Below are 25,723 nucleotides of genomic sequence, written 5' to 3'. Positions count from 1 at the left end.
AACCGGTGAACTGTCGGCTCCGACCTCCGTTCTAGCTTACCGCGTGGTGCCCCAGCGGGCCATTGCCCAGGCCCAGCCCGGGCGCGGCCTCGATCGCCTTGAACACGAATTGCCGGCCAAGGCGGACGGCGTGATCGATCCCCTGCCCATGCCCGAGCAAGGTGGCGATGGCCGAGGACAAGGTGCAGCCGGTGCCGTGGGTATGGCGCGTCTCGATCCGGTGGTGATCGAAGGCGACGGCCGATCCGCCGGGCTTGACCAGCAGATCGGTAACAGTGGCCCCGGCGCCGTGCCCGCCTTTTGCCAGTACGTGGCAGCCGTACTGCTCGGCAAGCTGGGCCGAGGCTTCGTAGATCGCATCCCGGTCCGGCAGCGTACGGCCGGCCAGCAGCTCCAGCTCGGGCTGGTTCGGGGTCAGTACGGTCGCGAGCGGGAACAGGCGCTGGCGCATCGCGGAAATGGTCGCGTCATCCGCCAGCTGCGCACCCGAAGTCGCCACCATTACCGGGTCGAGGACAATGGGAAACCGCTCAAGCCCCGGCGGCTTCGGCTTGCGGGCGTATCCTTCCGCCGAGCGGGCGCCGATTTCAGGCGCGGCCACCAAGGCAGCCGCAACGGCGCGGACGATGTCCTCGCTCCCCAGCATCCCGATCTTGATCGCATCGACGCCGATGTCCTCCACGCAGGAGGCGATCTGCTGAAGGACCATCTCGCCGGACAGCTTTTCCACCGCTTGCACGCCGATGGTGTTTTGCGCGGTGATCGCCGTGATCGCCGTCATCGCGTAGCCGCCGAGGCGGGTGATCGTCTTGATGTCGGCCTGAATCCCGGCCCCGCCCGACGAATCGGACCCGGCAATGGCCAGAATGCGGGGCGGGGGGATGCTCAAGCCGCGGCGGCCCTTACGGCGTCGCAGATGTCGTCGACGACGCGTTCGACCGCTCCGGCATCATCGCCTTCGGCCATGACGCGGATCTTCGGCTCCGTGCCCGACTTGCGGATCACCACGCGTCCCTTGCCGTCGAGCGCCGCCTCGCCTTGCGCGATGGCGTCCTTTACCCTCTGGTCGTCCAGCGGGTTACCGCCGGAATAGGTCACGTTCTTCAGCAGCTGCGGCACGGTGTCGAAGATGTGCAGCAGCTCGCTGGCGCGCTTGCCGGATCGGACGAGCGCCCCCAGCACCTGCAACGCGGCAATGCTGCCGTCCCCGGTGGTTGCATGGTCGAACAGGATCATGTGCCCCGATTGCTCTCCGCCGAGGTTGAACCCGTCCGCGCGCATCCGTTCCAGGACGTGGCGATCCCCGACCTGGGTTCGCACCAGCGACAGGCCCTGACCTTGCAGGTACCGTTCCAGCCCGAGATTGGACATGATCGTCGCAACCAGCCCGCCGCCCTTCAACTGGCCGCTGGCGGCCATGTCGGTGGCAATCAGCGCCATGATCTGGTCGCCGTCGACCTCGCAGCCTTTTTCATCGACCACGATCAGCCGGTCGGCATCGCCGTCCAGCGCGATGCCGATGTCCGCTCCGTCCTCCACCACCTTGGCTTTCAACGCGTCGAGCGAGGTGGAGCCGACTTCGTCGTTGATGTTGGTGCCGTCGGGCGACACGCCGATGCTGGTCACTTGCGCGCCCAGTTCCCAGATCGCAGTCGGCGCGACTTGGTACGCGGCGCCGTGGGCGCAATCGACGACCACCTTGAGACCATCCAGCCGGCAATTTTCCGGCAGCGATTGCTTGATCGCGTGAATGTAGCGGCCGCGCGCATCCTCGATCCGGCGGGCTCGTCCGATTTCGCCGTGCTGCGCCAGCGGGATGTCCCCGTCCATCGCAGCCTCGATCGCTTCCTCGTCGCGATCCGACAGCTTGAACCCGTCAGGGCCGAACAGCTTGATCCCGTTGTCCTGGTACGGGTTGTGGCTGGCGGAGATCATCACGCCGAGATCGGCTCGCATCTCGCGGGTCAGCATCGCGATGGCGGGCGTCGGCAATGGCCCGGTCATGATCACGTCCATCCCGACGCTGGTGAATCCGGCGACCAGCGCGGTTTCCATCATGTAGCCCGACAGGCGCGTATCCTTGCCGATCACCACCCGGTGGCGGTGATCGCCGCGCATGAAGTGGCGCCCGGCGGCCTGCCCGACCTTCATGGCCGTGGCGGCGGTCAGCAATCCGGCGTTGGCGGTGCCGCGAATGCCGTCTGTTCCGAAGTACTTGCGTCCCATTTTTTCCCCGGGAATGAATCGTTTGTTGCGAATTGCCATGGCGTGCCCGGCCGCTAATGTCACCCTTGAAGGGGAGGGCATGGCTGCTTCGGACGTTCGATTGAGGCTTCCGGCGGGCTGGACCTTCGCCGGATTGGTCGCCGGGCTTGTGCTGGGGGCGCTGCTGGGAAATTCCCGGGCGGCGGGGCCAGTCCTGTCGGTGGCGGAACCCGTCGGCACCGTCTGGATACGCGCGTTGCAGATGACGATCCTCCCGCTGATTGCGGCGCTGCTCGTCACCGGAATTGCCAGCATGGTGGAGACTGCGCGCGCAGGCGCGATGGCGCGGCGCACGCTTCTGACCTTCTACGCGCTGCTGGCAGCCGGAACGGTTTTCGCAGCCCTGACCGTCCCGCCGCTGCTGGCGGCGTTTCCCGCGCCGGCCGCAGCGGGGGCCGCTCTAGCGGGCGGAGCAGCCGAAGTGCAGCAAATCCCCAGTATCGGCGCCTTCTTCGAAACACTGGTTGCGCGCAATGTGTTCGCCGCAGCGGCGGAAGACGCGATCCTGCCGGTAATCGGGTTCTTTGCCGCGCTGGCCGTGGCGATTACGCGCTTGCCGGAGCAGGAACGAAGCTTGCTGCTCGGCTTCTTCACCGCGCTTGGCACCGCGATGCTCATACTGGTCGGATGGATCCTCGCGCTGGCGCCGCTGGGCGTGTTCGCGCTGGCGCTTTCCGTGGCCGCGCAAGCCGGCGGCGCGGGGATCGCGGCGCTGGGGCACTACATCCTGCTGGTTTCTGCAGTCGGGCTGGCGGTGCTGATCGCCGCTTATGCCGTGGCTGTTCTGGCGGCCCGCGTGCCGCTGACCCGCTTTGCACGAGCGGCGCTGCCGGCGCAGGCGGTCGCAATCTCGACCCAAAGCTCCCTTGCCAGCCTGCCCGCCATGCTGGCTTCCTGCCGCCGTCTGAAGGTGCGGGAGAGCACGGCCGATTTCGTGCTGCCGCTGGCCGTAGCAATCTTCCGCGCCACCAGTCCGGCAATGAACCTGGCCGTGGCGATCTATGTCGCCCACATCTCGGGGGTTCCCTTGTCCTTCGGCAATCTGACCGCAGGGGTGCTGGTGGCGCTGGTCACCACCACCGGCTCCGTTGGATTGCCGGGCGCGATCAGCTTCGTTGCCTCGATCGGCCCGATCGCGCTCGCGATGGGCGTACCGGTCGCGCCGCTGGGGTTGCTGGTCGCAGTGGAGATGTTGCCCGACCTGATGCGGACCGTCGGGAACGTCACGATGAACGTGGCAGTGACCGCCGCTCTGGACAGGAAGGCAGGGCAAGAGGGTTGATTTCTGCAACCCGCTGCGCTTCGACGCGTTGAAGGACGGGATTTCCCCTAACAGAAGGACGGAGAGACATGGCTTTTGAATTGATGCCGCTGCCCTATGACCGCGAGGCCCTGGCACCGGCCGTTTCGCCCGAAACGCTCGATTACCACCACGGCAAGCACCACAAGGCCTACATCGACAACACCAACAAGCTGATCCAGGGCACCGATAACGAAGGCGCCGACCTGGTGACGATCATCCGCAAGGCACGCGGCAGCCAGCAGGGTCTGTTCAACAACGCGGGCCAGTCATGGAACCACGGCTTCTACTGGATGTCGATGAGCCCGGAAAAGAAGCAGCCGTCCGGCGACCTTGCCCAGAAGATTGAGCAGGCCTTCGGTTCGCTGGAGGATTTCAAGACCAAGTTCGCTGAGCGCGGCGTCGGCCACTTCGCCAGCGGCTGGGTATGGCTGGCGGAAAAGAACGGCCAACTTTCGATCGAGGAAACGCACGACGGCGACACGCTGGCCGACCAGGACAGCAATCCGCTGCTGACGCTCGATGTCTGGGAACACGCCTATTACCTCGGACACCAGAACCTGCGGGCCCAGTACCTGAAGCAGACGATCGAAAACCACCTGAACTGGGATTTCGCTGCCGAGAACCTGCAGCGTGGTTCTGCCTGGCAATACCCGGGCTGACGCCAGCCTGAAAGCCTGTGCCGCCCCGATCTCTTGCAGGAATGCGAGGGAGCGGGGCGCTCAGCCTGCGGGAGGAGCTTGCCCCGCCTCCAGCGAACTGGTCGAGAATAAGGGCTCTCCGAACAGGAAACCGATCAGGTTGGGACGCCCGAGGTGCTCCACCAGAGCCGTCAGCGTCAGCAGGATCGGCACGGAGAGCAACGCCCCGGCAACGCCCCAGATCCAGCTGAAGTAGCTCAGCGCCAGCAGGATCAGCACCGGGCTCATCGTAAATCGCGCGCCAAGAACCGACGGCGTGACGATGTTCGATTCCACTGTGTGCAAACCGAGATAGGCCGCCGCCGGGAGCAGCCCGAGCAAGGCGACATCGCTGGTGCCAAGCCCGTACAGGGCCAGCAGGCAAACCATGATCAACGGCCCCACATAAGGGACGAAGTTGAGCAGCGCGGCCAGTCCGCCCCACATGACCGGCGCCTTCAGGCCGATCAACCAGGCGCCCAGCGTCACCACGATCCCGACACCGACGTTGATCACCGCCACCGTCAGGATATAGGCAGCCACGCGGTCCTGCACCTCGCGGATAACGCGTGCCGCTTTCAGGCTGGTGCCGAAATGTGCCCGCTCCAGCAACAGGCGGCGGCGCATTCGGACGCGCGCCTCGATCATGAAGAAGGCGAGCAGGAAGGTCAGCAGGACTTCGAGCAGGACGCTCGGGGTCGCAAAGGCGAGCTGTTCGAGGAACGAAGGGCTCGCCAGCACGACCTCGCGCGCGGCGGGGTGGCCGGCGATCTCCGCTATTTGCTGGTTGAGCCGGGATACCCAGGCAAAGCTGCTGCGCAATTCTTCGAAGTGTGCGCCGACCCGGGCGATGATCGCCGGCATCGTGTCGAACATCGAAACGGCTGGCTGAAGCACCACCAGCAGGGCAAGCACGATGATGCCCAGCAGCACCAGCAGCGACAGGAAGGAGGCAAGGACGTTGGGCAGACCCATTTGCGCCAGCCTGTCCGCCAGCGGGGAAAGCACGATCGTCAGCACGATCGCCGCCACCACCGGCAGGAAGACGACTGCGCCGATCGACAGCACGAAGGGCAGGGCCAGGAACAAACCGACTGCCAGCAGCAGCACAAGCGCCGAAATCAGCCGCAATTCCTGTGCGGCAAAACCCCTCGGGCGAAATCGCGGTAGGTCGTCCGCGGCAGCGGGACCGGCGTTCTCACCCTGCATTTCGGCTTGTCTGTCCATCGCCTGCCCAACTTCGCCGTGCGCCCGCCCCGATGGCGCGGGCCGCCAGCCGGATCAAGCGCCGTTCACTTGGTAGCGGCGGCAAGTCCCCTGCCGGCAGCGACCTCGTCCAGTTCCTCGAGAATGGCGCGGTGAGCCGTCGGATCTCCGATCGCCCGGTCCGGTATGTCGCCGTCCTCGATCATGCTCGACAGCGTGGCGCGGGCGCGACCGACGCGGCTCTTGATCGTGCCGACGGCGCAGCCGCAGATGTTGGCCGCTTCCTCGTAGGAGAAACCGCCCGCTCCGACCAGCAGCAGGGCCTCGCGCCGCTCCGGCGGCAGGGTCAGCAGTGCGCGGTGCATGTCGGACAAGTGGATCGGCTCCTCCTGTCCGGCAGGCGCAGTGAGGATCCGTTCTGCGGTGACTTCATCGTATTCCCCCCGGAAACGATTGCGCCGCATGTCGGTGAGGTATGCGTTGCGCAGGATCACGAAAGTCCAGGCGCGCATGCTGGTTCCGGGCTCGAAACGTTCCTGCGCGGCCCAGGCCTTCAGCAGCGTTTCCTGCACCAGGTCGTCCGCCATGTCTGGACGTCCGCAAAGGCCCCGCGCAAACGCGCGAAGGTGTGGGACGACTTCGGTCAGTTCGCGCTTGAAGGCGCGTTTGTCCGCTGCGCTGCGTTCGGGCAGCTCCTTGACGGGTTTGTTCATTTTTCGCTCTCGTCCAGGCGCGAGAGAAGATCCTTGAAGGAATCGGGCAACGGTTCGTCCACCACGGAGTCGTAAAGCTGCTTTAGCCCGGATGCCCATTCCGGATCGCGCGCTTTCTTGGGGCCCGCTTTGCGTGGCGGAGCCACGGTCTCTTTTTTCGTAGAATTGTCCATTGCCGTTGTGTTTGCCCACCCCATTGAAGCCGTCCGTCCGTTGTGGCGCGATCCCGTGTTGCCTTCGCGCACCGGTAGCGCACTGTATCGGCGCCGGGTGTGGAACGAAAGTAACCGCTTGCGGTTCCCCGAAGGATCGCGTTGAGGTTCAATGCGGGCCCCTTCCGGGCCGATGAAGGTCGTTGGGGGCGGCGGTTGCAAAAACGGATGGTATCACGACGGAGCAAGGCGCAGCGCTGGCTCGTGCGGTTCCCGCGCGCGGTTCCGGTGGCGATCTTCCTGTTGATTGCCGCCATCACTGCGTTGAGCGTCTATTCCATCGAGCGCGGAAACGACCAGCGCGCCGTCGCGCAAGTGCGCAACCAGGTGACGGCGATCGCTTCCAGGCTCGAACAGCGGGCCAACGCCAGCAGCGCTTACTTGCGCGCCGGCGCGGCCCTGTTGGCAACGCTGGACGAAATCGAAGCTTCGACCTTCCGCCGTTTCGTCAGCGAACTGCGGCTCAATTCCGATGCCCAGGCAGGGGACGGCATCGGCTGGGCCATGGTTGTCGGTCCCGACGGCGTTCAGCAGTTCGAGGCCCGCGCCAGTGAGCAGATGCCGGGCGGTATCCGGCTTCATCCGGGCTTGCAGGGCCGGCCGGTGGCAGTTCCCATCACTTTCCTTGAACCGGACACGGAGCGGAGCCGCCGCGCGCTCGGTTTCGACATGTATTCCGAACCGGTTCGCCGCGCCGCCATGCGGGAAGCGGCCCGGACCGCGGAACCGACCGCGAGCGGGAAAGTGGTGCTGGCCCAGGAAACGGGCAGGGCCCCGGGATTCCTCATCTATATGCCCGTGTTCCAGCCATCCCCCGGAGGGCGGCGTCTCAAAGGCTTTATCTACAGCCCGTTTGATGCGCAGGATTTCCTCGAAGCTGCGCTGGAGCTGGAAGACGCCGAAGACTACTCGGTCCGGCTTTACGATAGCACCGACAGGCTTGAAAACCTGCTCGCGGCGACCAGCAGCGGTGAGGGGAGCGGGACGGTCTACCGGGAGCCGATCTCGATCGCCAACCACCGGTGGGTGCTCGAAGTGGAATCGGCCGGAGCCGCAACGCTCAGTGGTCTGTCGATGCTGACCCTGATCTTTGGCACGCTGGTAGCCAGCCTGCTGATGCTGGTCGTGCGGATGCTGACCAAGCAGGCGCTCGAGGACGAGACGGCGTTGCAGTGGTTCCAGGAACAGGCCTCGATCCGCAATTCATTGACTCGCGAGCTCAACCACCGGGTCAAGAACACGCTGGCCAACGTGCTGTCGATCATCGCGCTTACCCGGCGCCGGGCGACCGACCTGACCGAATTCGCGGATGGCCTGGATGGCCGCATCCGTGCGCTTTCCGCCACGCATGACCTGCTGACCCAGTCGGACTGGGGGACCACGCCGATCCGTTCCGTAGTGGATGCCGAACTGGTGCCCTATGCCGAGGCAAGCCAGCACCAGGTCGATCTCCAGGGACCGGCGGTCGAGCTGGCGCCCAACGATGCGCTGTCGCTGGGGCTGGCGATCCATGAACTGGCAACCAACGCAGCCAAGTACGGCGCGCTCAGCACCCCGGGCGGGCAAGTGAAGGTCCACTGGACGCTCGGCAGCCCGCGGCTGGTACGGGTGCATTGGCAGGAAAGCGGGGGGCCGCCGGTCGTACCGCCGAAGGTTCGCGGCTTCGGGACCGACCTGATCGAAAAGATCGTCGCCAGCGAACTCAAGAGCCCGGTCAGCCTGAACTTCAATCCGGACGGGGTCAGTTGCACCCTGACCGTTCCTGTCCGGGAACCGAGTGAGTTTGCGATGCGTGCCCCTCGGACGATGGACCCGACGCGGTAACGAAGCCGGTGCCGCAGCAATGCCGCCGACGCCGGCGCCGGGACCAGCCAGCCGGTGAAGCGGGTGCATGAGGTGAAAGTGCCCACCGACATGAGGCGCAAAAAAGGCGGAAGGGGCGATGCCCGCTTCCGCCTTTTCAGAAACGTTGTTTCAGACGTCGTCAGTTCAAGGGGTGGCTGGACCCGAAGAACAGCGCCTGGCTGATCGCGGCACGAACGGTGTCTTCCTGGAACGGCTTGGTCACCAGGTAGGTCGGCTCGGGCCGGTCGCCGGTCAGCAGGCGTTCCGGATAGGCGGTGATGAAGATCACCGGCACCGAATCGATCGCCAGGATATCGTCCACCGCGTCGAGCCCGGACGAACCGTCGGCCAGCTGGATATCCGCCAGAACCAGCCCCGGCGTACGCTCGGCGACGATCTTTTGCGCCTGGGTCCGCGTAGCGGCGGTCCCGCAGATTTCATGCCCGAGCGACTGGACGAGGTCTTCAAGCTGCATGGAGATCAGCGGCTCGTCCTCGATGATCAGAACACTGGTCGTCGTTTCACGGTCGATCTCCTCGACCGCTTCCTGCACGAGTGTGCGCACGTCGGCTTCCGCGATCCCCATGATCGCGCTGGCTTCGGCCGGAGTGAAATCCTCCACCGTGGTCAGCAGCAATGCCTGACGATTAAGCGGTGTGATCTTGTTGAGCTGGTCCTGCGCGGCCGCTTCATGCTGGCCAAGCTCCCCCTGATCGACGCCGGGTTCCAGATAGGCGCTCGACCACACCTTGTTGAAGGCGCGGTAGAGCGGCACCCGGCCACCCCTAAGTGAATTCGCCAGATCCTCATCGGCGAGTGCCGCCTCGAGAGTAGCCTGGACAAAAGCATCGCCGGTCGCCTGCGAGCCGGTGAGGGCCCGGGCGTAACGGCGAAGAAACGGAAGATGTGCGGCGACTTCGGCCCCTAAAGACATATAACCCCTTCCCGCTGAACGGTCCGCGATAAACGGGTTACCCGTACTTCGGTTCCCGACGAGATGCTGAGAGAAAAAGAGAAAATTTTCCACAGGCATGGGAACTGCCTTTGAGGCCGAACATTTCCCCTCTGTCACCGCCGAGACCCCCCCTCCCGTCCAAGCGGCTGGTGATACGATCCCGAAAGGCCTCCGATCAAACGATCGGAGGCCTTTTTTCTTGTGCTGGCGCTTTCTCGCAGGTTCCACGATGCAGAAAAGTGCCGCCAAGTGATCTGCAGGTGCGGGAACTCCCTGCTGCCGAGGGCAACAGCTGCAAGACGATCGACTGCAGTGGTTGGGATCCGCGCAGCGATGGCGGCAGGATCAGCTCATCGCGTCGCGCAGGCGGGCCAGAAAGCCGGGCCGCGACGGACCGACAAGCGCCTCGGCCAGTTCGGCCAGATCGTAGGGCTTTGCGAATACCGGGCCCATTTCCGCGATCTCGGGTGGGATATCCTCAGGAGAGCCGGTTGAAAACGCGATCCGCGGCCGCTTTGGCCCGAGCTGATCGACCAGTTCGGCCAGCGCCCAGCCATCGTTGCGATCGGTGAGGTGAACGTCGAGGACGATTGCGTCGGCCGGACCGCGTTCCAGCTCTCCCATCGTGCATTCGATGCTGGGGCAGATAACGACTTCGCGTGCGCCGCGGTCCATCAGGGCCGCTTCGATGGCTAACGACAGGATCGGATCGTCCTCCACTACAAGGATACGACCGAGCGTGCCGTGTTCCGTCGTCTTCGAAGTCTTCTTGCCAACCATTCCCCGTGTCCTGCGCAACCGGGCAGAGAAATGCCTGTTGCAACGAGGAAACGGAGCGGCGCGCCGTGCAGTTCCCGCCCCTTGGCTGCTATCGCCTGTTTATTGCAGCTTTGCAGCAGCAGTCGTCAGAGCAGGCGGGAATAGATCCGGTATTCCTTGTTCACGGTGCTGTCGATCGCGTCCGCAATCGCGTTCATTCCCTGATTGTCATCCAGAATCCAGCCGAATTCGGCACAGGTGGAGCCGTATTCGCGGACCGCCTCGCGGCGGATGTACTCGATCAGCATGAAGGCGAGCTGGCTGGCCATGCGCGAACTCTGCAGCCGCTTGACTACCCCCATCAGGGGCACGCGCATGATGTGGACCCGGGGCCTGCGCAGCCACCACAGCAGCTTGACCCAGTTGAACGGCAACAGCCTGCCGCCCATCGTGATCAGCTGCTCATTTAGGTTGGGCAGCGTCAACATGAAGGCCACCGGTTCTCCATCGAGTTCGGCGATCATGATCAGGTCTTCGCGCACCAGCGCTTTCAGCCTCTTGCCGGCATAGGCTTTCTCGGCCGCTGTGAACGGGACAAAGCCCCAGTTGCCGGACCATGCATCGTTGAGGATGTCGATGATGATCTTCGCCTCGCGGTCGAAGTGTGCCTTCTCGACCCGGCGAATGCGAATGCGCGGATTCTTCTCGCCTGAGGAAACGATCCGCTGGACCAGCGGTGAAAAGTCTTTGGTGATGTCCAGCTGGTAGGTCAGCAGCGACTTCGCCGGCGCATACCCGGCCGATTCGATCCACGCCTGATGGGCGGGATCATCATAGCCCATCATCACCGTGGACGGATGATCGTGGCCTTTTACCAGCAGGCCCGGTTCTTCCCAGACAGACAGGCTGATCGGGGCGAGTACGCGGGTCATTCCCTGCTCCCGCAGCCATTCCTCTGCCCGGGCGATCAGCGCATGGGCGGTTTCGGCATCCTCTGCTTCCAGCAGGCCCCAGTTCCCGGTGCCCGGACCCATGCCCTGCTCGGGCGGCTGGGCCAGCGCCAGCTCGTCGATGTGGGCGGAAATCCTTCCGGTGACGCGCCCGTCGCGCCGCGCGAGAAGCAATTGCATCCGGGCGTGTTCGTGAAAGGGATTTTTGCCCGGAGTCAGCAGTTCGACCACTTCGGTCCGCAAGGGAGGCACCCAGTTCGGGTTCTCCCGGTTCAGGCGGTAGGCAAGGTCGACAAATTCGTTGAAGTCGCGCTTGCCTGTAACAGGCTGAACCGTAACCGCAGGCATGATCCCTCCATTCGCCGCAAACCCCGAAGGGCAGGCGCTGCTAGCGCGGCGGCCGGCGTACGACAATACGGGCACGCGGGTTGCCCGCCCATCATCTGCCGGGCTCAGTTTCCTGGGGCTTGCTCCTTGCCCAGAGCGCGCCGGCGAGGGTGACCGCTGGCGATTCCGCCCGACAAGTCCTTCACCCACGGATAGGCCTTGGCCACTTCCTCGTCGTACCCGAGGTTGAACACCGTGGGCGAACGCTTCGGGCGATCCTTCTTCTCGTAGTACGTGCCGAGAAGCCGATCCCACAGGTAGTTGGTGATCCCGAAGTTGCCGTTCTCGTCGAAGAAGTGGTGTTCCATGTGCCGCTGCTTCATCGTCTGCACCCACTGCCACTTCGGCTTGAAGGCGAGGTGCTGAATGCAGTGCATGAATTCGTAATAGCAGGTGGTCAGCAGGCCCGTGGCGAACGCTGCCGCCGCGCCGCCGGTCCCGCCGATCAGCCAGCCAATCGGCAAAGTCGCCACCGCGATCGTAGGCACGGTGGTGTGCAGCGCGCCGAACAGGACGGAAAGATCATTCGGGTCCTGGTGGTGATCGTAGTGGATGCGCTTCCACGTGGGGGAAAGCCGCTTCGACTTCCACATCCACCGGCTGTGCAGCACGTGTTGGTGCAGCAGATGCCACACGAGCGGATAGACCACGACCGCCGCCGCGACAGCGGCCAGTGCCCGCCACAAGGGAGCGGGGAAGAACGCGAACACCACCACGCACAGCGCGGCCAGCGCCAGATAGCTGATGATCGTGTAATGCTGGAAGTAAGCGGCCACCAGCTGCCGGAAATTCATCCGGTCAAGATAGTGCTTGCGCTTCCAGAACGGCAAATCGCTCTGCTCGCCCGAGTGCGAACCCGGATTCATGGTGGTCTGCGTCACGTGTAAGTCCCTGTTCGGCTTGCGCCCTTAGCAGTTTCGGGGGGCTGCCGCCACAAGCGATCAAGCGCGCCGTCTGCTTCGCGGTCCATCGGCATGCCTACCGCCCCCAAGCTGAACTCGGGATGAGTGGCCGGAAAAGAGAAGGCGCGTGAAACCGCCTGGTCCCACGCGCCTTGCTACTTCCAACCGGCCATAGGCCGGATGCCGATTACTCGACCGGAGCGACAGTTTCGTCGGCCATCGCGCCATCGGTGGTCATCGCACCATCGGTGGTCATCGTGCCATCGGTGGTCATCGCACCGGTATCCGCACCCATGGTGTCAACCGGAGCCACCGGCTCGGTCACAACGGGCTCAGCCGGAACTACCACAGCCGTTTCCTCTTCGACGGGCTCTTCGCCGCAAGCGGCCAGGCCCAGCAGGGCAACGCAGGAAAGGGCGGGAAGAAAAACTCGCTTCATTGCACGATCTCCTAGTGGCCGGTCTGTTGGCCGGCATTCAAAAGCTGGCGGTTTCCCCCGAAATCATTCCTCTGTCCGGATGAGGACGGTTTCGCCCACAAGCAGGAACAGAACGAATGGCGCCCAGGCCGCCAGCAACGGTGGATAGCCGCCAAAACTCCCCATGGCGAGAGCCGCGTTATCCACAACGAAATAAGCGAACCCCAAGGCCATCCCGATCACCGCCCGGACGAACAGCTGGCCGGACCGGGCAAGGCCAAATCCAGCCACCGCGCCGAGCAGCGGCATCAGCACCGCGGAAAGCGGTCCCGATATCTTGTGCCACCACTGTCCCTCCAGTTCCGCAGTCCGCCGGCCGGCAGCATCGAGCGCCGCGATCGATTCGCTGAGCTCCTCCAGCGGCTGAGCGGCGGCATCGACCCCCCGCAAGGCGACCTGCTCGGGCGTAATGCCGGGGGCGATGATCAGCGGGCCTGCGGATCGTTCCGACTGGGCGCTCTGCACATCGAACACCACCGGGTCCTCGATCCGCCAGCCGGGAGCGGCGAAGGTCGCACGCTCTCCACGGGTCTGACGGCTGATCATGCCTCGGGAATCGCGCTGGTAATACACGACCCCGCTCATCGCCGTGGCGTCGCCCCGTCCGCTGACGCGGGACGCGTAGAGGATGTCTTCCCCGTCGTTCAGATAGATGTTGCTGCGGGCTTCCACCTCGGGCGGGACAGGGGCGTAGTCATTGTCCTGCCAGACCTTCAGCGTCGAGGTTGCCCGGGTGACGACCCGCTCATTGAAGACGAAGGATGCGCCCGCGACCAACAGGGCGGACAACAGCAGCGGCGCGAGGATCTGGTGCGCGGAAAGCCCTGCGGCCTTCATCGCGATGACCTCGCTGTTCTGGTTCAGCGTGGCGAGCGTGATGATCGTTGCCAGCAGGACCGAATAGGGCAGGAACCGCGCGGCAAGCTGCGGGATGCGCAGACTGGCGTAATGCAGCAGCTCCCCTTCACCATTGCCTGGATAGGCCAGGATCTTGCCGCTTTCGGACAGGAGATCCAGCATCTGAAGGATCAGCACCAGCATCACCAGGACGGCAGCAATCCGCACGATGAAGGTCTTGGCGAGGTAGACCGTCAGCGTGCGCGACGGGAAGAAATCAAGCTGCATCCGCGGCTCCTGCATCGAAGCCGCGCATCTGGCGCGACGTATCGCGCCGCCGGACCAGCGCCTTCACTTTCTTGGCGAACCGCGCATAGCCTGTTTCCAGCGCGCCGATCGCCTGTCCACCGGGCACGTAGGCGACGCGGTAGTACATCCATCCGATCAGCGCGGCAAAAACGACGAATGGCCCCCAAAGCGCGAGCCATGGATCGACGCGGCCCAGTTCGCCCACCGATTGGCCGTACTGGTTCACCTTGTGATAGGCGACCACCAGCACGATTGAAACGAAGACGCCGAGAGAGGAGGTGGATCGCTTGGGCGGAATGGCGAGCGCGACCGCCAGCAGCGGCAGCATCAGCATCATCACCACCTCGACCATGCGGTAGTTGAAGTTGGCCTGGCTGGCCGCGCGTTCCGCCGCAGTGGCTTCCTCGCTCCAGCCGATGCGCAGCAACTCGGGCAGAAGATACTCGCGATCTTCATCCCCGCGGTCTCGGAAGCGCTCGATTGCCGGAAGGTCGATCGGCAGGTCGTTTTCCGAAAAACTCAGCACGCGGGGCTCAACGCCAGGTTTTTCCTGGATGATCGTGCCGTCCGTCAGCCGCAGGATGATCGTGTTGCGGTCCTCCCGATTGGCAAGGAAACGGCCTTCACGCGCGGAGACCGACAGCACCTGACCATTCGCATCGGCAAACCGGCCGAAAATGCCGAGCAGCTGCCGCCCTTCGTCGCGGCTTTCCTCGATCCGGAGCGCCACCCGGTCCTGCAACTGGGTGAACTCACCGACCTTGATCGAGGCACCCAGCGCGCCGGAGCGCAATTCATAGTCCAGCCGTTCATAAGCGTAGCGCGAATAGGGCTGGAGATAGCCAACGATCATGAAGTTGACGGCGACCAGCACCAGAGTGATCAGGTAGGGCACGCGCAGCAGCCGCGAATAGCCCCAGCCGACCGCGCGCATCACGTCGAGTTCGCTGGAGGTGGCCAGCTTGCGAAAGGCGAACAGGATGCCGAGCATCAGCCCGAGTGGAATCGCGAGGCTGGCGTATTCCGGTACCAGGTTAGCCAGCATGCGGAACACCACACCCACCGGCCCGCCTTCGGTCGAAACGAATTCGAACAACCGCAGCATCTTGTCGAGCATCAGCAGCGAGGCGGCGATCGCGAAGACAGCCAGCATCGGCACCATTACAAGGCGGAAGATGTAGCGGTCGATGGCGGTGATGAAGGGCAAGGGTGCTGCTGATCGCCGGTAGGTTTGCGGGAAGTCGACACGTCTATAGCGCCGCACCCCGATGTGTCATGCGCGGATTTTCGCGCCGGGCGTCAGGCTTTCTCCAGCGTGCACTGGAGCGGGTGCTGGTTCTCGCGCGCGAAATCCATCACCTGGTTCACCTTGGTTTCCGCGACTTCGTAGGGAAAGATGCCGCACACCCCGACACCGCGCTGGTGAACGTGGAGCATGACCCGCGTGGCTTGTTCCAGGTCCATCCGGAAAAAGCGTTTGAGGACGATCACCACGAATTCCATCGGAGTATAATCGTCGTTCAGCATCAGTACCTTGTACTGGCTGGGCTTCTTCGGCTTTGCCCGGGCGCGGGTCGCGAGCCCAAGCTGACCTTCTCCGTCGCGGCGGACAGGGTCGTCTTCGCCGGGGCCCGCCGCTTGACGGTGCGCCGGGGCTGCCCCTTGAATCGAGGCCCCCGGGATCGAGGTGAGGCCCGCATTTCGGGTGGGACAGAGAGGCTGGAGAAACTTCATGGAAGCCGAATATCGTATCGCGAAGCTGACCTGCAAGATGCGCACGCCAATTCGGCATGCGTCGAACAAAAGCAAAACGGGCTAACCGGCAATGCCGGCCAGCCCGTCTGGTTCCGTCCCGAGGGACGCGAGACCGTGCGAATCGCCTATCAGGCGATCTTCGCCATCCGGTCGGCCGCAAGGTTGATGCGGCCGGAAATCGGCGCGAAAGCTTCGTTGGCGAGCTTGAGCATCGCTTCGGAATTCTTCGAGTTGTAAGCCACGACGGCGTCGAAGTTGCGACGCACCAGGCGGCTCTGAAGCTGGAAAAGCTCGGTCGGGCTCTTGACCGCAGCCATTTCCTTGAGATCGGCAGTCATCATCTCGTAAGCGGTCTTGGCTTCCTCGACATAGGTCTTGCCGAGTTCCTGCACGCCGCCGGCGAGGACCTTGCCCGATTCCGCGACCGCTTCGGCGTTGCCCTTGGCGAGCTCGGTGATTTCGCCCGCAACTTCGGTCGACTTTTCGTAAGCCGTCTTGGCGCGCGACTGCATCTCGTTCATCGCTTCGCTGACGAGCTTGCTGTAATCGGGTCCTTGCCGGGTATCCATGATCTTTTCCTTCAATTCGGTAATCGTCGGTTGGGAGAGGGAATCCTGGAGCTCGGCCTTGGCCGGGGCTGCGCTCGTACGCTTGACAGTCTCCGCCTTTGCCTTGGCCTGCTTTCCGGCAGGTTTGGCTTTCGCAGGCTTCTGAGAAGCCTTTTGAGCCGCACGCCGCGGGCGGGCCTTGGACGCGGGTTGGGCTTCCGAAACAGTCTCGGTCGCGGAGGGTGCTGCCGGTTCAGGCTGGTCCGCTTCGGCTTCAGCGGATGCGCTGTCAGCCAAAGCCGATTTTTCCGCTTCAGCCTGCGCCGATGAATTGTTCATGTCGGCTGCGGCGACCGTATCGGCCTTTTCCGCGGCCTGATCTTCCCTATCGGACATTGTCCCGAGGCTCCTCGCTCATGCACCAATGATTGTTGCAGCGCACAAAGTAGCTGCAAACCTAACTAAGTCAAGGATATTGTGCGGTGCACAAGAGGTGCTGGACAAGGGGGCAGCTTGCGGGGGCCGGACCGGGCCGGGCCGGGCCGTTCGGCGCCCGATGATCGCGCCAAGGCAAACAGGTCGCTGCTACCGCATCGTCACATAGCTGCCGGGGGCGTCGCTGATCACCTTATCGCCCCGGCCGCCGGGCTTGCGCTTGCCCTTGGCAGGGACCTTGGCCCCGGACTGCACCACCAGCCAGACCAGCCAGTCCTCCCACCAGCTTCCTGGGTGTTCCTTCGCGGAAGCGACGAAATCTTCATAGGACCCGGGTTCGCGGTCGAGCGTCCAGTGCTGGTACTTGCGCGCTTCCGGCGGGTTAACCACTCCGGCGATGTGGCCGCTGCCCGCCAGCACGAAACGGGTCGGGCCGGAAAAATGCTCCAGTATCCGGAACACGCTTTCTGCAGGGGCGATATGGTCCTCCCGCCCCGCCTGAACGTAGGCGGGTGTCTCGATCCGGGTCAGGTCGATCGGCGTGCCGTCGGCCGACAAGGCGTCGGGGGTTACCAGCCGGTTGTCGCGGTAGAGATCCTGCAGATAGCTCATGTGCCATTTCGCGGGCAGGTTGGTCACGTCGCCGTTCCAGTGGAGCAGGTCGAACGCCGGATAATCCTCCCCCAGCAGGTAGTGATTGACGACGTAGTTCCAGATCAGGTCGCTGCCGCGCAGCAGGTTAAAGGTCGCGGCCATATAGCGCCCGTCGAGAAAGCCGCCTTGGCTTGCCTGCCGGATCAGTTCGAGCTGAGCATCGTCGACGAACAGCTTCAGTTCGCCGGCTCGCTCAAAGTCGACCTGCGCGGTGAGGAAGGTCGCGCTGCGGACCTTTTCGGCCTCGCCCCGCCGGGCCAGGATTGCCAGAGTCGCCGCGAGGGTGGTCCCCGCGACGCAATAGCCGATCGCGTGGACGGCCGGGACCGAAAGCCGTTTGCGGACAAAGTCGATCGTCTCGATCTGGGCACGGACGTAATCGTCCCACTCGATGTGGGACAGGCTTTCGTCGGCCGACCGCCAGCTGACGATGAACACCGTGATGCCCTGCTCGACGGCCCAGCGCACGAAGCTCTTCTTCCGGTTCAGGTCGAGGATGTAGAACCGGTTGATCCACGGCGCGAAGATCACCAGCGGGATTTCCAGCACGTCCTCGGTGGTCGGGGAATACTGGATCAGCTGGTAGAGCTCGGTCTCATGCACCACCTTGCCCGGGGTGCAGGCGATGTTCTCCCCCAGAACGAAGGCGCTGCTGTCGGTATGGGTCAGCTGCCCGCGTTCCAGATCGGCCGCGAGCCGCTCCATGCCCTTGACCAGGTTGCCGCCCCGCGTTTCCAGCGCACGCTCCAGCACGACCGGGTTCATCATCGGGAAGTTCGCCGGACTCATCGCGTCGAGCACGCTGCGGGTTGCAAAGCGGAGCTGCTCGCGCTGGTCGTCGTTCAGACCTTCCAGCGTGTCGACCGATTCGCGGATGCGTTCGGCCAGCAGAAGGTAGGTCTGGTGGATCAGCGCGAAAACCGGCTGTTCCCGCCAGGCTGCGTCGGCAAAGCGGCGATCGGAGCGGGGCAGCGCGGGGATCGCGTCCTTCTCTCCCTTGGGGCCCATTCCATACAGGGCAAGGATATCCTCCCACAGCGTGACGCCTTCCTGCCACAGCTGCTGCTGCCGGCTGGTGTCGGTCATCTGCTGCTGCCAGGCCTGCATCAGCCCGAACCACTGGGAAGGATCGGCCAGGAATGCCGCGGGCATTTCCGGCGGTGTTTGCTGCGCGTGAAAATCGACCCAAAGGCGCTGCAGGTTTTCCGCCGCATCTCTCCACTGGGAGAGCGCGTCCTCATTCGGCCCGGACTTGTCCGCCTGCGGCAGAAAGCTTTCCATCATCTGCCGCGCGGTTTCACCCTGTATTCGCAGCATTTCGGTGAACACGTCTGCGGCGTCTAAAGTCTCGGCGGAGCTTTTGCGGTCAGTCATCGTTTTTACCTCGAGCCGGCTGGGTCCTTGTGTGAGGACAGATCGCCCCGGCTGCAACACTTCGTTGCGCCAGGATAAGGATTCGGCCACTATCGCGCACCTTGCGGGCACGGGGCCCGCAATCAAGTTTCGAAGCCGAGGTCATGGATAACGATTTTTACCGCATCAAGCGACTGCCGCCCTATGTCATCGCCGAAGTCAACGCGATGCGTGCGGCAGCCCGTGCGGGCGGTCGTGACATCATTGACCTGGGCATGGGCAATCCGGATCTGCCACCGCCCGACCACGTAATCGACAAGCTGTGTGAAGTCGCCCGCAAGCCCGACGCCCACGGGTATTCGCAATCCAAGGGCATCCCGGGGCTGCGCAAGGCGCAGGCGGCCTATTACGCCCGCCGGTTCGAGGTCGATCTCGATCCGGAAACCGAGGTGGTCGTCACGCTGGGCTCCAAGGAAGGGCTGGCCAGCCTCGCCACTGCGATAATCGCGCCGGGCGACACGGTGCTCGCCCCGAATCCAAGCTATCCGATCCACACTTACGGCTTCATCATTGCCGGGGCATCGATCCGGTCCGTCCCGACGACGCCGGACGAACGGTATTTTGAGGCGCTGGAGAAGGCGATGGTCTTCACCGCCCCGCGCCCAAGCGTGCTGGTGGTGAATTATCCCTCCAACCCGACCGCCGAAGTGGTCGACCTCGCGTTCTATGAACGGCTGGTCGACTGGGCGAAGTTCCACAAGGTCTGGATCCTTTCGGATCTCGCCTATTCGGAGCTTTACTACGACGGCAAGCCGACTCCCTCGATCCTTCAGGCCAAGGGGGCGAAGGATGTCGCGATCGAGTTTACGTCCTTGTCCAAGACGTTCTCCATGGCCGGATGGCGCATTGGTTTCGCGGTCGGCAACAAGGACCTGATCGCCGCGCTAACCCGCGTGAAGTCCTATCTCGACTATGGCGCGTTCACTCCGATCCAGTCCGCCGCCGTGGCGGCGCTGAACGGCCCGCAGGACATCGTCGAGCGGAACCGGGAATTGTATCACAAGCGCCGCGACGTGATGGTCGAAGCGTTCGCTCGCGCCGGATGGGACATTCCCCCGCCGCCCGCATCGATGTTCGCCTGGGCTCCCCTTCCGCCGGCCTTGAAGCACATGGGCAGCCTGGAATTTTCCAAGCAACTGCTGACCCAGGCCGAAGTCGCGGTGGCACCCGGAGTCGGCTACGGCGAAGACGGCGAAGGCTATGTGCGCATTGCGATGGTCGAGAACGAGCAGCGGCTGCGGCAGGCGGCTCGCAACATCAAGCGCTACCTTCAGGGCATGGGCATCAACAGTTCGGCACCCTGATCGGATCCGTCCGCATTTCTGGATCGTCTGTCCTTCCCGTCCGCGTGCTCTCTCTTTGTCCGCGCGCGGTTTGCTGATACGAACTCGCGTACAGCGCGCCAGCAATCGGCCTTGAGCAAGAGGCCCGGCGTGGGAGAGGACAGACATGGCGGAAACGAACGCGATGGCGGGCAAGCCAGCGGACGGCGAAACGCTGGACGTGGCCAATTTTCTGCAAGGGCTGAAGTTTACGGCCTTTCACAGGCGCATCCTGATCCTGGCCTCTCTGGTCACGTTCTTCGACGGGCTCGATTTCTCGCTGATCGCCTACACGCTGCCCTATATCCGCGACGAAATGGGTCTGGACCAGACCACGATGGGCTACGTCAGCGCCGCTGCTTTCCTCGGCCAGATGATCGGTTCCCTGGTCGGTTCCTACATCGCCGATCTCATGGGGCGCCGGCCCGTCATCATCATCTGCACGGTGTTAAGCGCAGTGCTTACGTTCGTCACCGGCTATGCCCAGACGCCCGAAATGCTGGTCGGCTTGCGCCTTCTGGGCGGACTTGCGATCGGCGGGCTTCTGGCGCCCGTATGGTCGCTCAGCATCGAATCGATGCCCAAGACGATGCGCGCGACTTCGGTTACGATCATCATGCTCGGGTTCAGCGTAGGGGGTGCCGCGGCCGGTCAGGTCACGAACTGGCTGGCGCCAGGCTACGGGTGGGACAGCGTCTTCTTCTTCTGCGGAGCAATCACGTTTCTGCTGGCGATACTGCTGTACTTCGTGCTGCCCGAATCGGCTCGCTGGCTCGTCGCAAAAGGCAGGCCGGCCTTCATGATCACGCCGCTGCTGAGCCGTTACGATCCCGGCTTCGAAGCCCAGCGCTACGGAAATTTCATCCTTTCGGATGAGCGCAAGACGACTGGCCGCGAATCGCCTGTGGGGAAGTTCCGCGAACTGTTCCACGGGGTGCTCGCCTACATCACGCCGCTGATCTGGATTGCGTACTTCTGCTCTTCGTTCGCCATCTACCTGAAATCCGCCTTCGGGGTCCTTTTCCTTGAAGAGCTTGGGCTGACGGTCGAATCGGCGACGAATATCGGTTCGATCGGGGCGCTGCTGGGCGCGATTGGCGGAGTGCTGCTGCTGCTGTTCACCGAGAAACGCGGACCGGCCTGGATCACGCTGGCCCCGCTTGTCGGCATTCCATTCCTGCTGCTGATCGGCTTCGGATGGGTGCTGGAGGGAGCGCTGTTCATCCCCGTTATCCTGATCGGCGCCATTTTTGTAGGCGCAGGGCATGCGGCGGTGATTTCCATCACCAGCATCTACTATCCCAGCTCGGTGCGCGCGACGGGTGGCGGCTGGGCGAGTTTCATGGCCAAGTTCGCGGCAGTGGCCGCCCCGCTCATTGGTGCCCAGTTGTTCCTCGGCAGCGAGGAAGCAGTGCTGGACGGTTATCTGTTTTCCGCCGCTTGCCTCGCCGGGATCGTGGTCTGCGTGCTGGCCCTGTCGAGCTTTGCCCGGCGCCTGAGTGCGGGAGAGAAGGCGATCTCGGAAAGCGCAGAAGGCGCGGAGAACGCCGATGGCGGGGCCAAGGGAGCCGCCGCCACGGCGTAACGCTTCATTCTGCCGGGACGGCTTCCGTTCGCGCTGCGGCGACCTTCGCATCCTCTGTGAGGTGCGCGCCCTGCTGACGCAGGATTGCGCGAACCTCGTCCACGTCGATAGCACGCGGCTGAACTCCGCGATTGGCGGCCACCGCCGCGCCGACGCCCGCCGCATGACCGGTCAGCCAGCACTGCGGGATCTCGCGCATGAAGCCGTGGCTGTTTGCGTCGCAACTGACATGCCGTCCGGCAGCCATCAATCCGTCCAGCGCGCGCGGAACCAGGCTTCCGTACGGCACGGAGACGACCGGGAATTTCGGGCTGACGGACGGGCTGATCCCGACTTCGTCCGGCGCGGCCTTGCCTTCGCCCCAGTCCTTGCGCTCGATCCGCCCGATCCCCGCCAGCCGCCGGGTGTGCCGCACGCCCAGCTGCGAGGCGCTCTGCAGCGAATACGCGTTCTCGAATCCGGGCGCATTCTCGCGGAAGAAGCGGCAGTGCCCCTCCATCAGGCGGTGGGACCGGATTTCGACCTCGGTCATGTCGTCGACGTCGAGCGCGGACAGGCCCGACTGGCGCGGCCCGAGGAACAGCGCGATATCGGGCCGCCAGCTGACGTAGGGCGTCTGGAAAAAGCCCAGCGCTTCGCGCCCGCGGGTCATCAACTCGCGCAGTTGCTCGGGATAGAGCACTTTCCAGTTGATCCAGCGGTTCATGTCCACCCCGCCGAGCACCCAGCCGGTGTTCATCGAGTGGTGGACGTCGCCTTCCTCAATATCGGTATCGAACGCGGCCCCGGCACGGGCGAACATGTCGCCGTCCCCGGTGGTGTCGACGACCACCTTCGCCATCAACGCGTGGCGGCCCATCTTCGATTCGAACACCACGCCCTTGGCCGTGCCGTCCTCCACCACCGGGCGCGCGGCCCAGGCGTGGAACACGATCCGCACGCCCGCTTCCAGCAGCATCTCCTGCGCGTTCAGCTTCATCCGCTCCGGATCGAGAGTCGGCGCCCACTGGACGATCCCGTGGAACGCGCTGGTCCGCTGGCCCCAATAGCCGGCCTTGATCGGGTCCTGCGATCCCCAGTCGCTGCGGGGTGGGCCGGCAACCGCTTCCGGGGGCATCCGCTCGATGAATTCGCGTGCGAAACCCTGGATGACATGGTTGCCCTGCCAGTCGGTCATCCGGTCAATCCACGTGACCAGCCCGCCGGTCGAAAGCCCGCCAAGGCAGTTGTACCGTTCCACCAGCGTGACGTCGGCTCCGGCCTTTGCCGCTGCCCAGGCCGCCGCGCATCCGGCGGGCCCACCGCCAATCACCGCGACGTCGCACGTGTGATAGATATCGACCTCGCGCGCGTCTTCGCGAATCGAGCCGGTGCCGTTCGGCGGAGGCAGTGTGTGGCGGGCGCTTTCAAACACGTCGGAGGCGAGGAATCGGTCCTCGCTCTGCTGCACGGTGCGCATCCGGGGTGTTTCTTCGGCCATGGCGTCCTCCTGCGGATGGCTTGCCTTCCACGGGGCCGGGGCGCAAGCCTGCCGTGCCGGAACATCGTTTTCCTCGCTGTACGCGGCGGAGATTCGGGCAATCGCCGCCCTTTCCCCCCCAGCGGAACTCGGCGGCCGCATGGGCCAAGCGAAAAATTGTGCGCCCAGGCAGTTGACTTAGAAGCGGAAGCCGCACAAATCCGCGCCTCCGGCCCGATGGCGGAGTGGTTACGCAGAGGACTGCAAATCCTTGCACGCCGGTTCGATTCCGGCTCGGGCCTCCATTTTCAATTGGCTGACGACGCGCGGCTTTGCTGCGGTCGGTATTTCCAGCCATTGCGGCCCGGCGCCAACGCGGCTAAGGGCCCGCAGGAGTGCCGCTTTAGCTCAGTTGGTAGAGCACATCATTCGTAATGATGGGGTCACAGGTTCGAGTCCTGTAAGCGGCACCACTTCCTCACAACGCGCCGAAACTACCGGGATGGTCGCAAGACTGGCTTCCCGGTGTGTGCGTGCTGCGTCTCACCGCTAAGATATGGCTGACTGGGACCACAGTGACAGGTGTAGGAGTTCCCGAGCCTCCCGCTGTCCAAGCTTTATCCGATCGTGATGAGCGTGCCGGTCAGCCGGTCGATCTCATCCCTGCTGTGGCTGACGAGGATCATGGGGATCGCCAGTTCATCGCGGATCCGTTCGATCACGCGCAGGATTTCTTCCCGGCGCGCAGCGTCGAGCGAGGTCAGCGGCTCATCGAGCAGGAGGAACCGGGGCGCTGCCAGCAAGGCGCGCCCTATCGCCACCCGCCGCGCTTCCCCGCCGGACAAGGTTGCCGGCCAGCGCTGGACGAGATGGCCGATGCCAAGGAAATCGAGCACTTCGTCATGCCCGATCCACCGCTCGGCGGGATCGGTCAGTCGCTCCCCGTAAGACAGGTTCGCGCCGACGCGCAGGTGCGGAAACAGCCGGTTGTCCTGAAAGACGTAGCCTGCGCGGCGGTGTTCAGGCGGCAGGTCGATCCGGTTCGCGCGGTCGAATAGTGTCACGCCGTCCACGACGATGCGTCCTTCGGCTGGTCGGGCCAGGCCGGCAACGCAGTTGAGCACGCTCGTCTTGCCCGCCCCCGACGGCCCGACAATGCCCGTGATCCGCGCATCGGAGCGGGTGTCGAGCGTTAGCGACCGCTCCCCCACCCGGTGGCGGATCGAAAGCTCAAAGGACATGAGCGCCCCGTCCGGCGCGGCGAATCAGCGCCTCCGACGCGACCAGCGCCGCCAGCGACAGGACGACGGAAATGATCGCCAACCGCGTCACTTCGGCTTCCGCGCCGGGGACTTGCAGCCCGGTGTAGATCGCCAGCGGCAGGGTGCGAGTCTGGCCGGGAATGTTCGAGACAAACGTGATCGTCGCCCCGAATTCCCCGAGGGAACGAGCGAAACCGAGCACCGCACCTGCCCAGATGCCGGGGAGGCTCAACGGAAGGGTGATGGTCCGAAAGGCTCGGAACGGTCCGGCGCCCAGCGTTCTTGCCGCGGCGACCAGCCGGCGATCCACGCTTTCGATCGAAAGCCGCATCGCACGCACCATCAGGGGCAGGGCCATGATGGCGGCGGCCAGTGCTGCACCGGTCCAGCGGAACACGAGCGAGAAGCCGAACGTCTCCTGCAGCCAGCCGCCGACCGGCCCCGCGCGTCCGAACACGAGCAGCAGCAGCCAACCCGTCACCACCGGCGGCAGCACCAGCGGCAAATGGACAAGCCCATCGAGCAGCAGTTTCCCCGGAAAGCTCCGCCGCGCCAGCACCCAGGCCAGGCCATAGGCAACCGGCAGGGTAGCCAAGATCGCGACCAGACTGACTTTCAGCGAAAGGACGACGACGGCCCATTCGCTCTCGCTGAGCCCCAGGCTCATGGTGTGGGTTCGTTCTGGACCGCACCGAACCCGTGGCGGATGAAGATTGCCTGCCCCTTGCCGGAAGCGAGGAACCGGGCGAACGCTTCGGCTTCCGGGCTGTCGGAAGTAGCCAGCACCGCGACGGGATAGCGGATAGGCGGATGGCTTCCGGTCGGGAAGCTCGCCACGATGCGGACCTTGTCCGAAGCCTGGGCATCGGTGGCATAGATCAGCCCCAGCGGCGCTTCTCCGGCTTCGACGAGTGCAAGGGCGGCGCGGACGTTCTCGGTCCGCACGATCCTGTTCTCGACGGCGTTCCAAAGGCCAAGCTGGCGAAGCGCGGCCTTGCCGTACTTCCCAGCCGGAACCGCATCGGGGTCCGCCATCGCCAGCGGGCCCTGACCCAGTGCTTGCGTCAGGTCGTTCCCGGTGAGCGGCAACGGCTCAGTCTCGTTCTTCGGCGCGACCAGCACCATCGCGTTCGCCAGCAGGTCCGCCCGCGTGCCGGGGCGCAGCAGGCCTGCTTGATCGACCGGGTCCATCCAGTGCTCATCGGCGGAAACGAACACATCCGCCGGGGCTCCGCCCAGCACCTGCCGGGCCAGTGCCGAGGATGCCGCGAAGGAGAGCACCGGCTGCGCGTGCCCCTCTTTCGCCCAGGCTTCCGCGACGTCTTGCAGCGATTCCTGCAGGCTCGATGCGGCCAGCACTACCGGGCCCGCCGCTTGCGGCTGCTCGGAACAAGCGGCCAGACCGGCAGAGAGGGCCAGCAACAGCAGGGGGCGCCAGAAAGATCGGGACATGGACCGGCTATATACAGCCGTATATAGCCGGTCCAGACGA

24 protein-coding genes and 2 tRNA genes are annotated in these 25,723 nt (G+C 64.4%); 7 read left to right on the top strand and 19 right to left on the bottom strand.

Going from position 1 to position 25,723, the window contains the following annotated elements; genetic code table 11:
* Positions 1-31: 31 nt before the first annotated feature.
* Together thiD and glmM are read right to left on the bottom strand one after the other, a co-directional pair.
* Entirely contained in the window at positions 32-889 is an 858-nt protein-coding gene (thiD, locus tag ELY13_RS10575) for a bifunctional hydroxymethylpyrimidine kinase/phosphomethylpyrimidine kinase (RefSeq protein ID WP_420897422.1), read from the bottom strand.
* Positions 886-2,226, bottom strand: coding sequence for a phosphoglucosamine mutase (gene glmM, locus ELY13_RS10570; RefSeq protein ID WP_126173966.1), 1,341 nt, complete (start codon positions 2,224-2,226; stop codon positions 886-888). The genes thiD and glmM overlap by 4 nt, the downstream gene beginning before the upstream one ends.
* 79 nt (positions 2,227-2,305) lie before the next feature.
* Here glmM and ELY13_RS10565 point away from each other — a divergent pair, with 79 nt between their 5' ends.
* Together ELY13_RS10565 and ELY13_RS10560 are read left to right on the top strand one after the other, a co-directional pair.
* The gene (locus ELY13_RS10565; RefSeq protein WP_241233647.1) at positions 2,306-3,547 is read left to right on the top strand and encodes a dicarboxylate/amino acid:cation symporter; all 1,242 of its coding nucleotides are present in this window, start codon (positions 2,306-2,308) and stop codon (positions 3,545-3,547) included.
* A gap of 68 nt (positions 3,548-3,615) precedes the next feature.
* Complete coding sequence (locus ELY13_RS10560) at positions 3,616-4,227, top strand: superoxide dismutase (protein WP_126173879.1); 612 nt, start codon at positions 3,616-3,618, stop codon at positions 4,225-4,227.
* Positions 4,228-4,287: 60 nt separating this feature from the next.
* On the opposite strand, the gene ELY13_RS10555 is transcribed toward ELY13_RS10560, so the two are convergent.
* The 3 genes from ELY13_RS10555 to ELY13_RS15010 form a co-directional block, all read right to left on the bottom strand.
* Complete coding sequence (locus ELY13_RS10555) at positions 4,288-5,472, bottom strand: AI-2E family transporter (protein ID WP_241233646.1); 1,185 nt, start codon at positions 5,470-5,472, stop codon at positions 4,288-4,290.
* 65 nt (positions 5,473-5,537) lie between these two features.
* Positions 5,538-6,164, bottom strand: a complete 627-nt coding sequence (locus ELY13_RS10550) for a sigma-70 family RNA polymerase sigma factor (protein WP_126173878.1) — start codon at positions 6,162-6,164, stop codon at positions 5,538-5,540.
* On the bottom strand, positions 6,161-6,409 hold the full coding sequence (locus tag ELY13_RS15010; protein WP_241233645.1) for a NepR family anti-sigma factor: 249 nt from the start codon (positions 6,407-6,409) through the stop codon (positions 6,161-6,163). Before ELY13_RS15010 ends, ELY13_RS10550 begins: the two co-directional genes overlap by 4 nt.
* Before the next feature lie 135 nt (positions 6,410-6,544).
* Between ELY13_RS15010 and ELY13_RS10545 the strand changes: the two genes are divergently transcribed.
* On the top strand, positions 6,545-8,200 hold the full coding sequence (locus tag ELY13_RS10545; protein ID WP_126173877.1) for a CHASE domain-containing protein: 1,656 nt from the start codon (positions 6,545-6,547) through the stop codon (positions 8,198-8,200).
* A 160-nt stretch (positions 8,201-8,360) separates the two neighbouring features.
* Here ELY13_RS10545 and ELY13_RS10540 read toward each other — a convergent pair whose 3' ends face one another.
* The 10 genes from ELY13_RS10540 to ELY13_RS10495 all read right to left on the bottom strand — a co-directional run bounded on the left by ELY13_RS10540 (position 8,361) and on the right by ELY13_RS10495 (position 18,564).
* Positions 8,361-9,155, bottom strand: coding sequence for a response regulator (locus tag ELY13_RS10540; RefSeq protein WP_126173876.1), 795 nt, complete (start codon positions 9,153-9,155; stop codon positions 8,361-8,363).
* A 366-nt stretch (positions 9,156-9,521) separates the two neighbouring features.
* Complete coding sequence (locus ELY13_RS10535) at positions 9,522-9,956, bottom strand: response regulator (protein WP_126173875.1); 435 nt, start codon at positions 9,954-9,956, stop codon at positions 9,522-9,524.
* Between the two features lie 125 nt (positions 9,957-10,081).
* On the bottom strand, positions 10,082-11,233 hold the full coding sequence (locus tag ELY13_RS10530; protein ID WP_126173874.1) for an N-acetyltransferase: 1,152 nt from the start codon (positions 11,231-11,233) through the stop codon (positions 10,082-10,084).
* A 104-nt stretch (positions 11,234-11,337) separates the two neighbouring features.
* Positions 11,338-12,138, bottom strand: a complete 801-nt coding sequence (locus ELY13_RS10525) for a sterol desaturase family protein (RefSeq protein ID WP_126173964.1) — start codon at positions 12,136-12,138, stop codon at positions 11,338-11,340.
* 223 nt (positions 12,139-12,361) lie between these two features.
* A complete protein-coding gene (locus tag ELY13_RS10520; protein WP_126173873.1) occupies positions 12,362-12,613 on the bottom strand; it encodes a hypothetical protein in 252 nt (83 codons plus the stop codon).
* 63 nt (positions 12,614-12,676) lie between these two features.
* Positions 12,677-13,777 carry an LPS export ABC transporter permease LptG gene (gene lptG / locus ELY13_RS10515; protein WP_126173872.1) on the bottom strand — a complete coding sequence of 367 codons (1,101 nt, stop codon included), beginning with the start codon at positions 13,775-13,777 and terminating at the stop codon, positions 12,677-12,679.
* Entirely contained in the window at positions 13,767-15,005 is a 1,239-nt protein-coding gene (gene lptF / locus ELY13_RS10510; protein WP_126173871.1) for an LPS export ABC transporter permease LptF, read from the bottom strand. Before lptF ends, lptG begins: the two co-directional genes overlap by 11 nt.
* A gap of 92 nt (positions 15,006-15,097) precedes the next feature.
* The gene (gene clpS, locus ELY13_RS10505) at positions 15,098-15,532 is read right to left on the bottom strand and encodes an ATP-dependent Clp protease adapter ClpS (protein ID WP_241233643.1); all 435 of its coding nucleotides are present in this window, start codon (positions 15,530-15,532) and stop codon (positions 15,098-15,100) included.
* Between the two features lie 149 nt (positions 15,533-15,681).
* Positions 15,682-16,497 (bottom strand): phasin family protein, encoded by an 816-nt coding sequence (locus ELY13_RS10500; RefSeq protein ID WP_126173870.1) that lies wholly within the window; start codon positions 16,495-16,497, stop codon positions 15,682-15,684.
* A gap of 189 nt (positions 16,498-16,686) precedes the next feature.
* A complete protein-coding gene (locus ELY13_RS10495; protein ID WP_126173869.1) occupies positions 16,687-18,564 on the bottom strand; it encodes a PHA/PHB synthase family protein in 1,878 nt (625 codons plus the stop codon).
* 143 nt (positions 18,565-18,707) lie between these two features.
* Here ELY13_RS10495 and ELY13_RS10490 point away from each other — a divergent pair, with 143 nt between their 5' ends.
* Complete coding sequence (locus ELY13_RS10490) at positions 18,708-19,907, top strand: LL-diaminopimelate aminotransferase (protein WP_126173868.1); 1,200 nt, start codon at positions 18,708-18,710, stop codon at positions 19,905-19,907.
* Positions 19,908-20,052: 145 nt separating this feature from the next.
* Positions 20,053-21,510 carry an MFS transporter gene (locus ELY13_RS10485; protein WP_126173867.1) on the top strand — a complete coding sequence of 486 codons (1,458 nt, stop codon included), beginning with the start codon at positions 20,053-20,055 and terminating at the stop codon, positions 21,508-21,510.
* A gap of 4 nt (positions 21,511-21,514) precedes the next feature.
* On the opposite strand, the gene ELY13_RS10480 is transcribed toward ELY13_RS10485, so the two are convergent.
* On the bottom strand, positions 21,515-22,990 hold the full coding sequence (locus ELY13_RS10480; protein ID WP_206436036.1) for an FAD-dependent oxidoreductase: 1,476 nt from the start codon (positions 22,988-22,990) through the stop codon (positions 21,515-21,517).
* Positions 22,991-23,200: 210 nt separating this feature from the next.
* On the opposite strand from ELY13_RS10480, the gene ELY13_RS10475 reads away from it, so the two are divergent.
* Positions 23,201-23,274, top strand: a tRNA-Cys gene (locus ELY13_RS10475).
* Between the two features lie 92 nt (positions 23,275-23,366).
* Positions 23,367-23,442, top strand: a tRNA-Thr gene (locus ELY13_RS10470).
* Positions 23,443-23,586: 144 nt separating this feature from the next.
* Here ELY13_RS10470 and ELY13_RS10465 read toward each other — a convergent pair.
* The 3 genes from ELY13_RS10465 to modA are packed head-to-tail and all read right to left on the bottom strand — an operon-like array spanning position 23,587 to position 25,683.
* On the bottom strand, positions 23,587-24,210 hold the full coding sequence (locus ELY13_RS10465; RefSeq protein WP_126173866.1) for an ATP-binding cassette domain-containing protein: 624 nt from the start codon (positions 24,208-24,210) through the stop codon (positions 23,587-23,589).
* On the bottom strand, positions 24,200-24,898 hold the full coding sequence (gene modB / locus ELY13_RS10460; RefSeq protein ID WP_126173865.1) for a molybdate ABC transporter permease subunit: 699 nt from the start codon (positions 24,896-24,898) through the stop codon (positions 24,200-24,202). The genes ELY13_RS10465 and modB overlap by 11 nt, the downstream gene beginning before the upstream one ends.
* Positions 24,895-25,683, bottom strand: a complete 789-nt coding sequence (modA, locus tag ELY13_RS10455; RefSeq protein ID WP_126173864.1) for a molybdate ABC transporter substrate-binding protein — start codon at positions 25,681-25,683, stop codon at positions 24,895-24,897. Before modA ends, modB begins: the two co-directional genes overlap by 4 nt.
* Between the last annotated feature and the right edge of the window lie 40 nt (positions 25,684-25,723).

The sequence above is a fragment of the Altericroceibacterium xinjiangense genome (genome assembly GCF_003958635.1).
Lineage (GTDB): Bacteria > Pseudomonadota > Alphaproteobacteria > Sphingomonadales > Sphingomonadaceae > Altericroceibacterium_A > Altericroceibacterium_A xinjiangense.
The sequence above is the reverse complement of the archived record's forward strand: the minus strand, read 5'-3'. Positions and strand labels throughout refer to the sequence as shown.

Coding starts and splice junctions, on each gene's coding strand:
- ELY13_RS10540 (WP_126173876.1), bottom strand. CDS start 9,155: ATGTCTTTAGGGGCCGAAGTCGCCGCACATCTTCCGTTTCTTCGCCGT.
- clpS (WP_241233643.1), bottom strand. CDS start 15,532: ATGAAGTTTCTCCAGCCTCTCTGTCCCACCCGAAATGCGGGCCTCACC.
- ELY13_RS10565 (WP_241233647.1), top strand. CDS start 2,306: ATGGCTGCTTCGGACGTTCGATTGAGGCTTCCGGCGGGCTGGACCTTC.
- ELY13_RS10555 (WP_241233646.1), bottom strand. CDS start 5,472: ATGGACAGACAAGCCGAAATGCAGGGTGAGAACGCCGGTCCCGCTGCC.
- modA (WP_126173864.1), bottom strand. CDS start 25,683: ATGTCCCGATCTTTCTGGCGCCCCCTGCTGTTGCTGGCCCTCTCTGCC.
- modB (WP_126173865.1), bottom strand. CDS start 24,898: ATGAGCCTGGGGCTCAGCGAGAGCGAATGGGCCGTCGTCGTCCTTTCG.
- lptG (WP_126173872.1), bottom strand. CDS start 13,777: ATGCAGCTTGATTTCTTCCCGTCGCGCACGCTGACGGTCTACCTCGCC.
- glmM (WP_126173966.1), bottom strand. CDS start 2,226: ATGGGACGCAAGTACTTCGGAACAGACGGCATTCGCGGCACCGCCAAC.
- ELY13_RS10490 (WP_126173868.1), top strand. CDS start 18,708: ATGGATAACGATTTTTACCGCATCAAGCGACTGCCGCCCTATGTCATC.
- ELY13_RS10535 (WP_126173875.1), bottom strand. CDS start 9,956: ATGGTTGGCAAGAAGACTTCGAAGACGACGGAACACGGCACGCTCGGT.
- ELY13_RS10495 (WP_126173869.1), bottom strand. CDS start 18,564: ATGACTGACCGCAAAAGCTCCGCCGAGACTTTAGACGCCGCAGACGTG.
- ELY13_RS10485 (WP_126173867.1), top strand. CDS start 20,053: ATGGCGGAAACGAACGCGATGGCGGGCAAGCCAGCGGACGGCGAAACG.
- ELY13_RS10500 (WP_126173870.1), bottom strand. CDS start 16,497: ATGTCCGATAGGGAAGATCAGGCCGCGGAAAAGGCCGATACGGTCGCC.
- ELY13_RS10520 (WP_126173873.1), bottom strand. CDS start 12,613: ATGAAGCGAGTTTTTCTTCCCGCCCTTTCCTGCGTTGCCCTGCTGGGC.
- ELY13_RS10530 (WP_126173874.1), bottom strand. CDS start 11,233: ATGCCTGCGGTTACGGTTCAGCCTGTTACAGGCAAGCGCGACTTCAAC.
- ELY13_RS10560 (WP_126173879.1), top strand. CDS start 3,616: ATGGCTTTTGAATTGATGCCGCTGCCCTATGACCGCGAGGCCCTGGCA.
- ELY13_RS10525 (WP_126173964.1), bottom strand. CDS start 12,138: ATGAATCCGGGTTCGCACTCGGGCGAGCAGAGCGATTTGCCGTTCTGG.
- ELY13_RS10550 (WP_126173878.1), bottom strand. CDS start 6,164: ATGAACAAACCCGTCAAGGAGCTGCCCGAACGCAGCGCAGCGGACAAA.
- ELY13_RS10545 (WP_126173877.1), top strand. CDS start 6,545: ATGGTATCACGACGGAGCAAGGCGCAGCGCTGGCTCGTGCGGTTCCCG.
- ELY13_RS10480 (WP_206436036.1), bottom strand. CDS start 22,990: ATGGCCGAAGAAACACCCCGGATGCGCACCGTGCAGCAGAGCGAGGAC.
- ELY13_RS10465 (WP_126173866.1), bottom strand. CDS start 24,210: ATGTCCTTTGAGCTTTCGATCCGCCACCGGGTGGGGGAGCGGTCGCTA.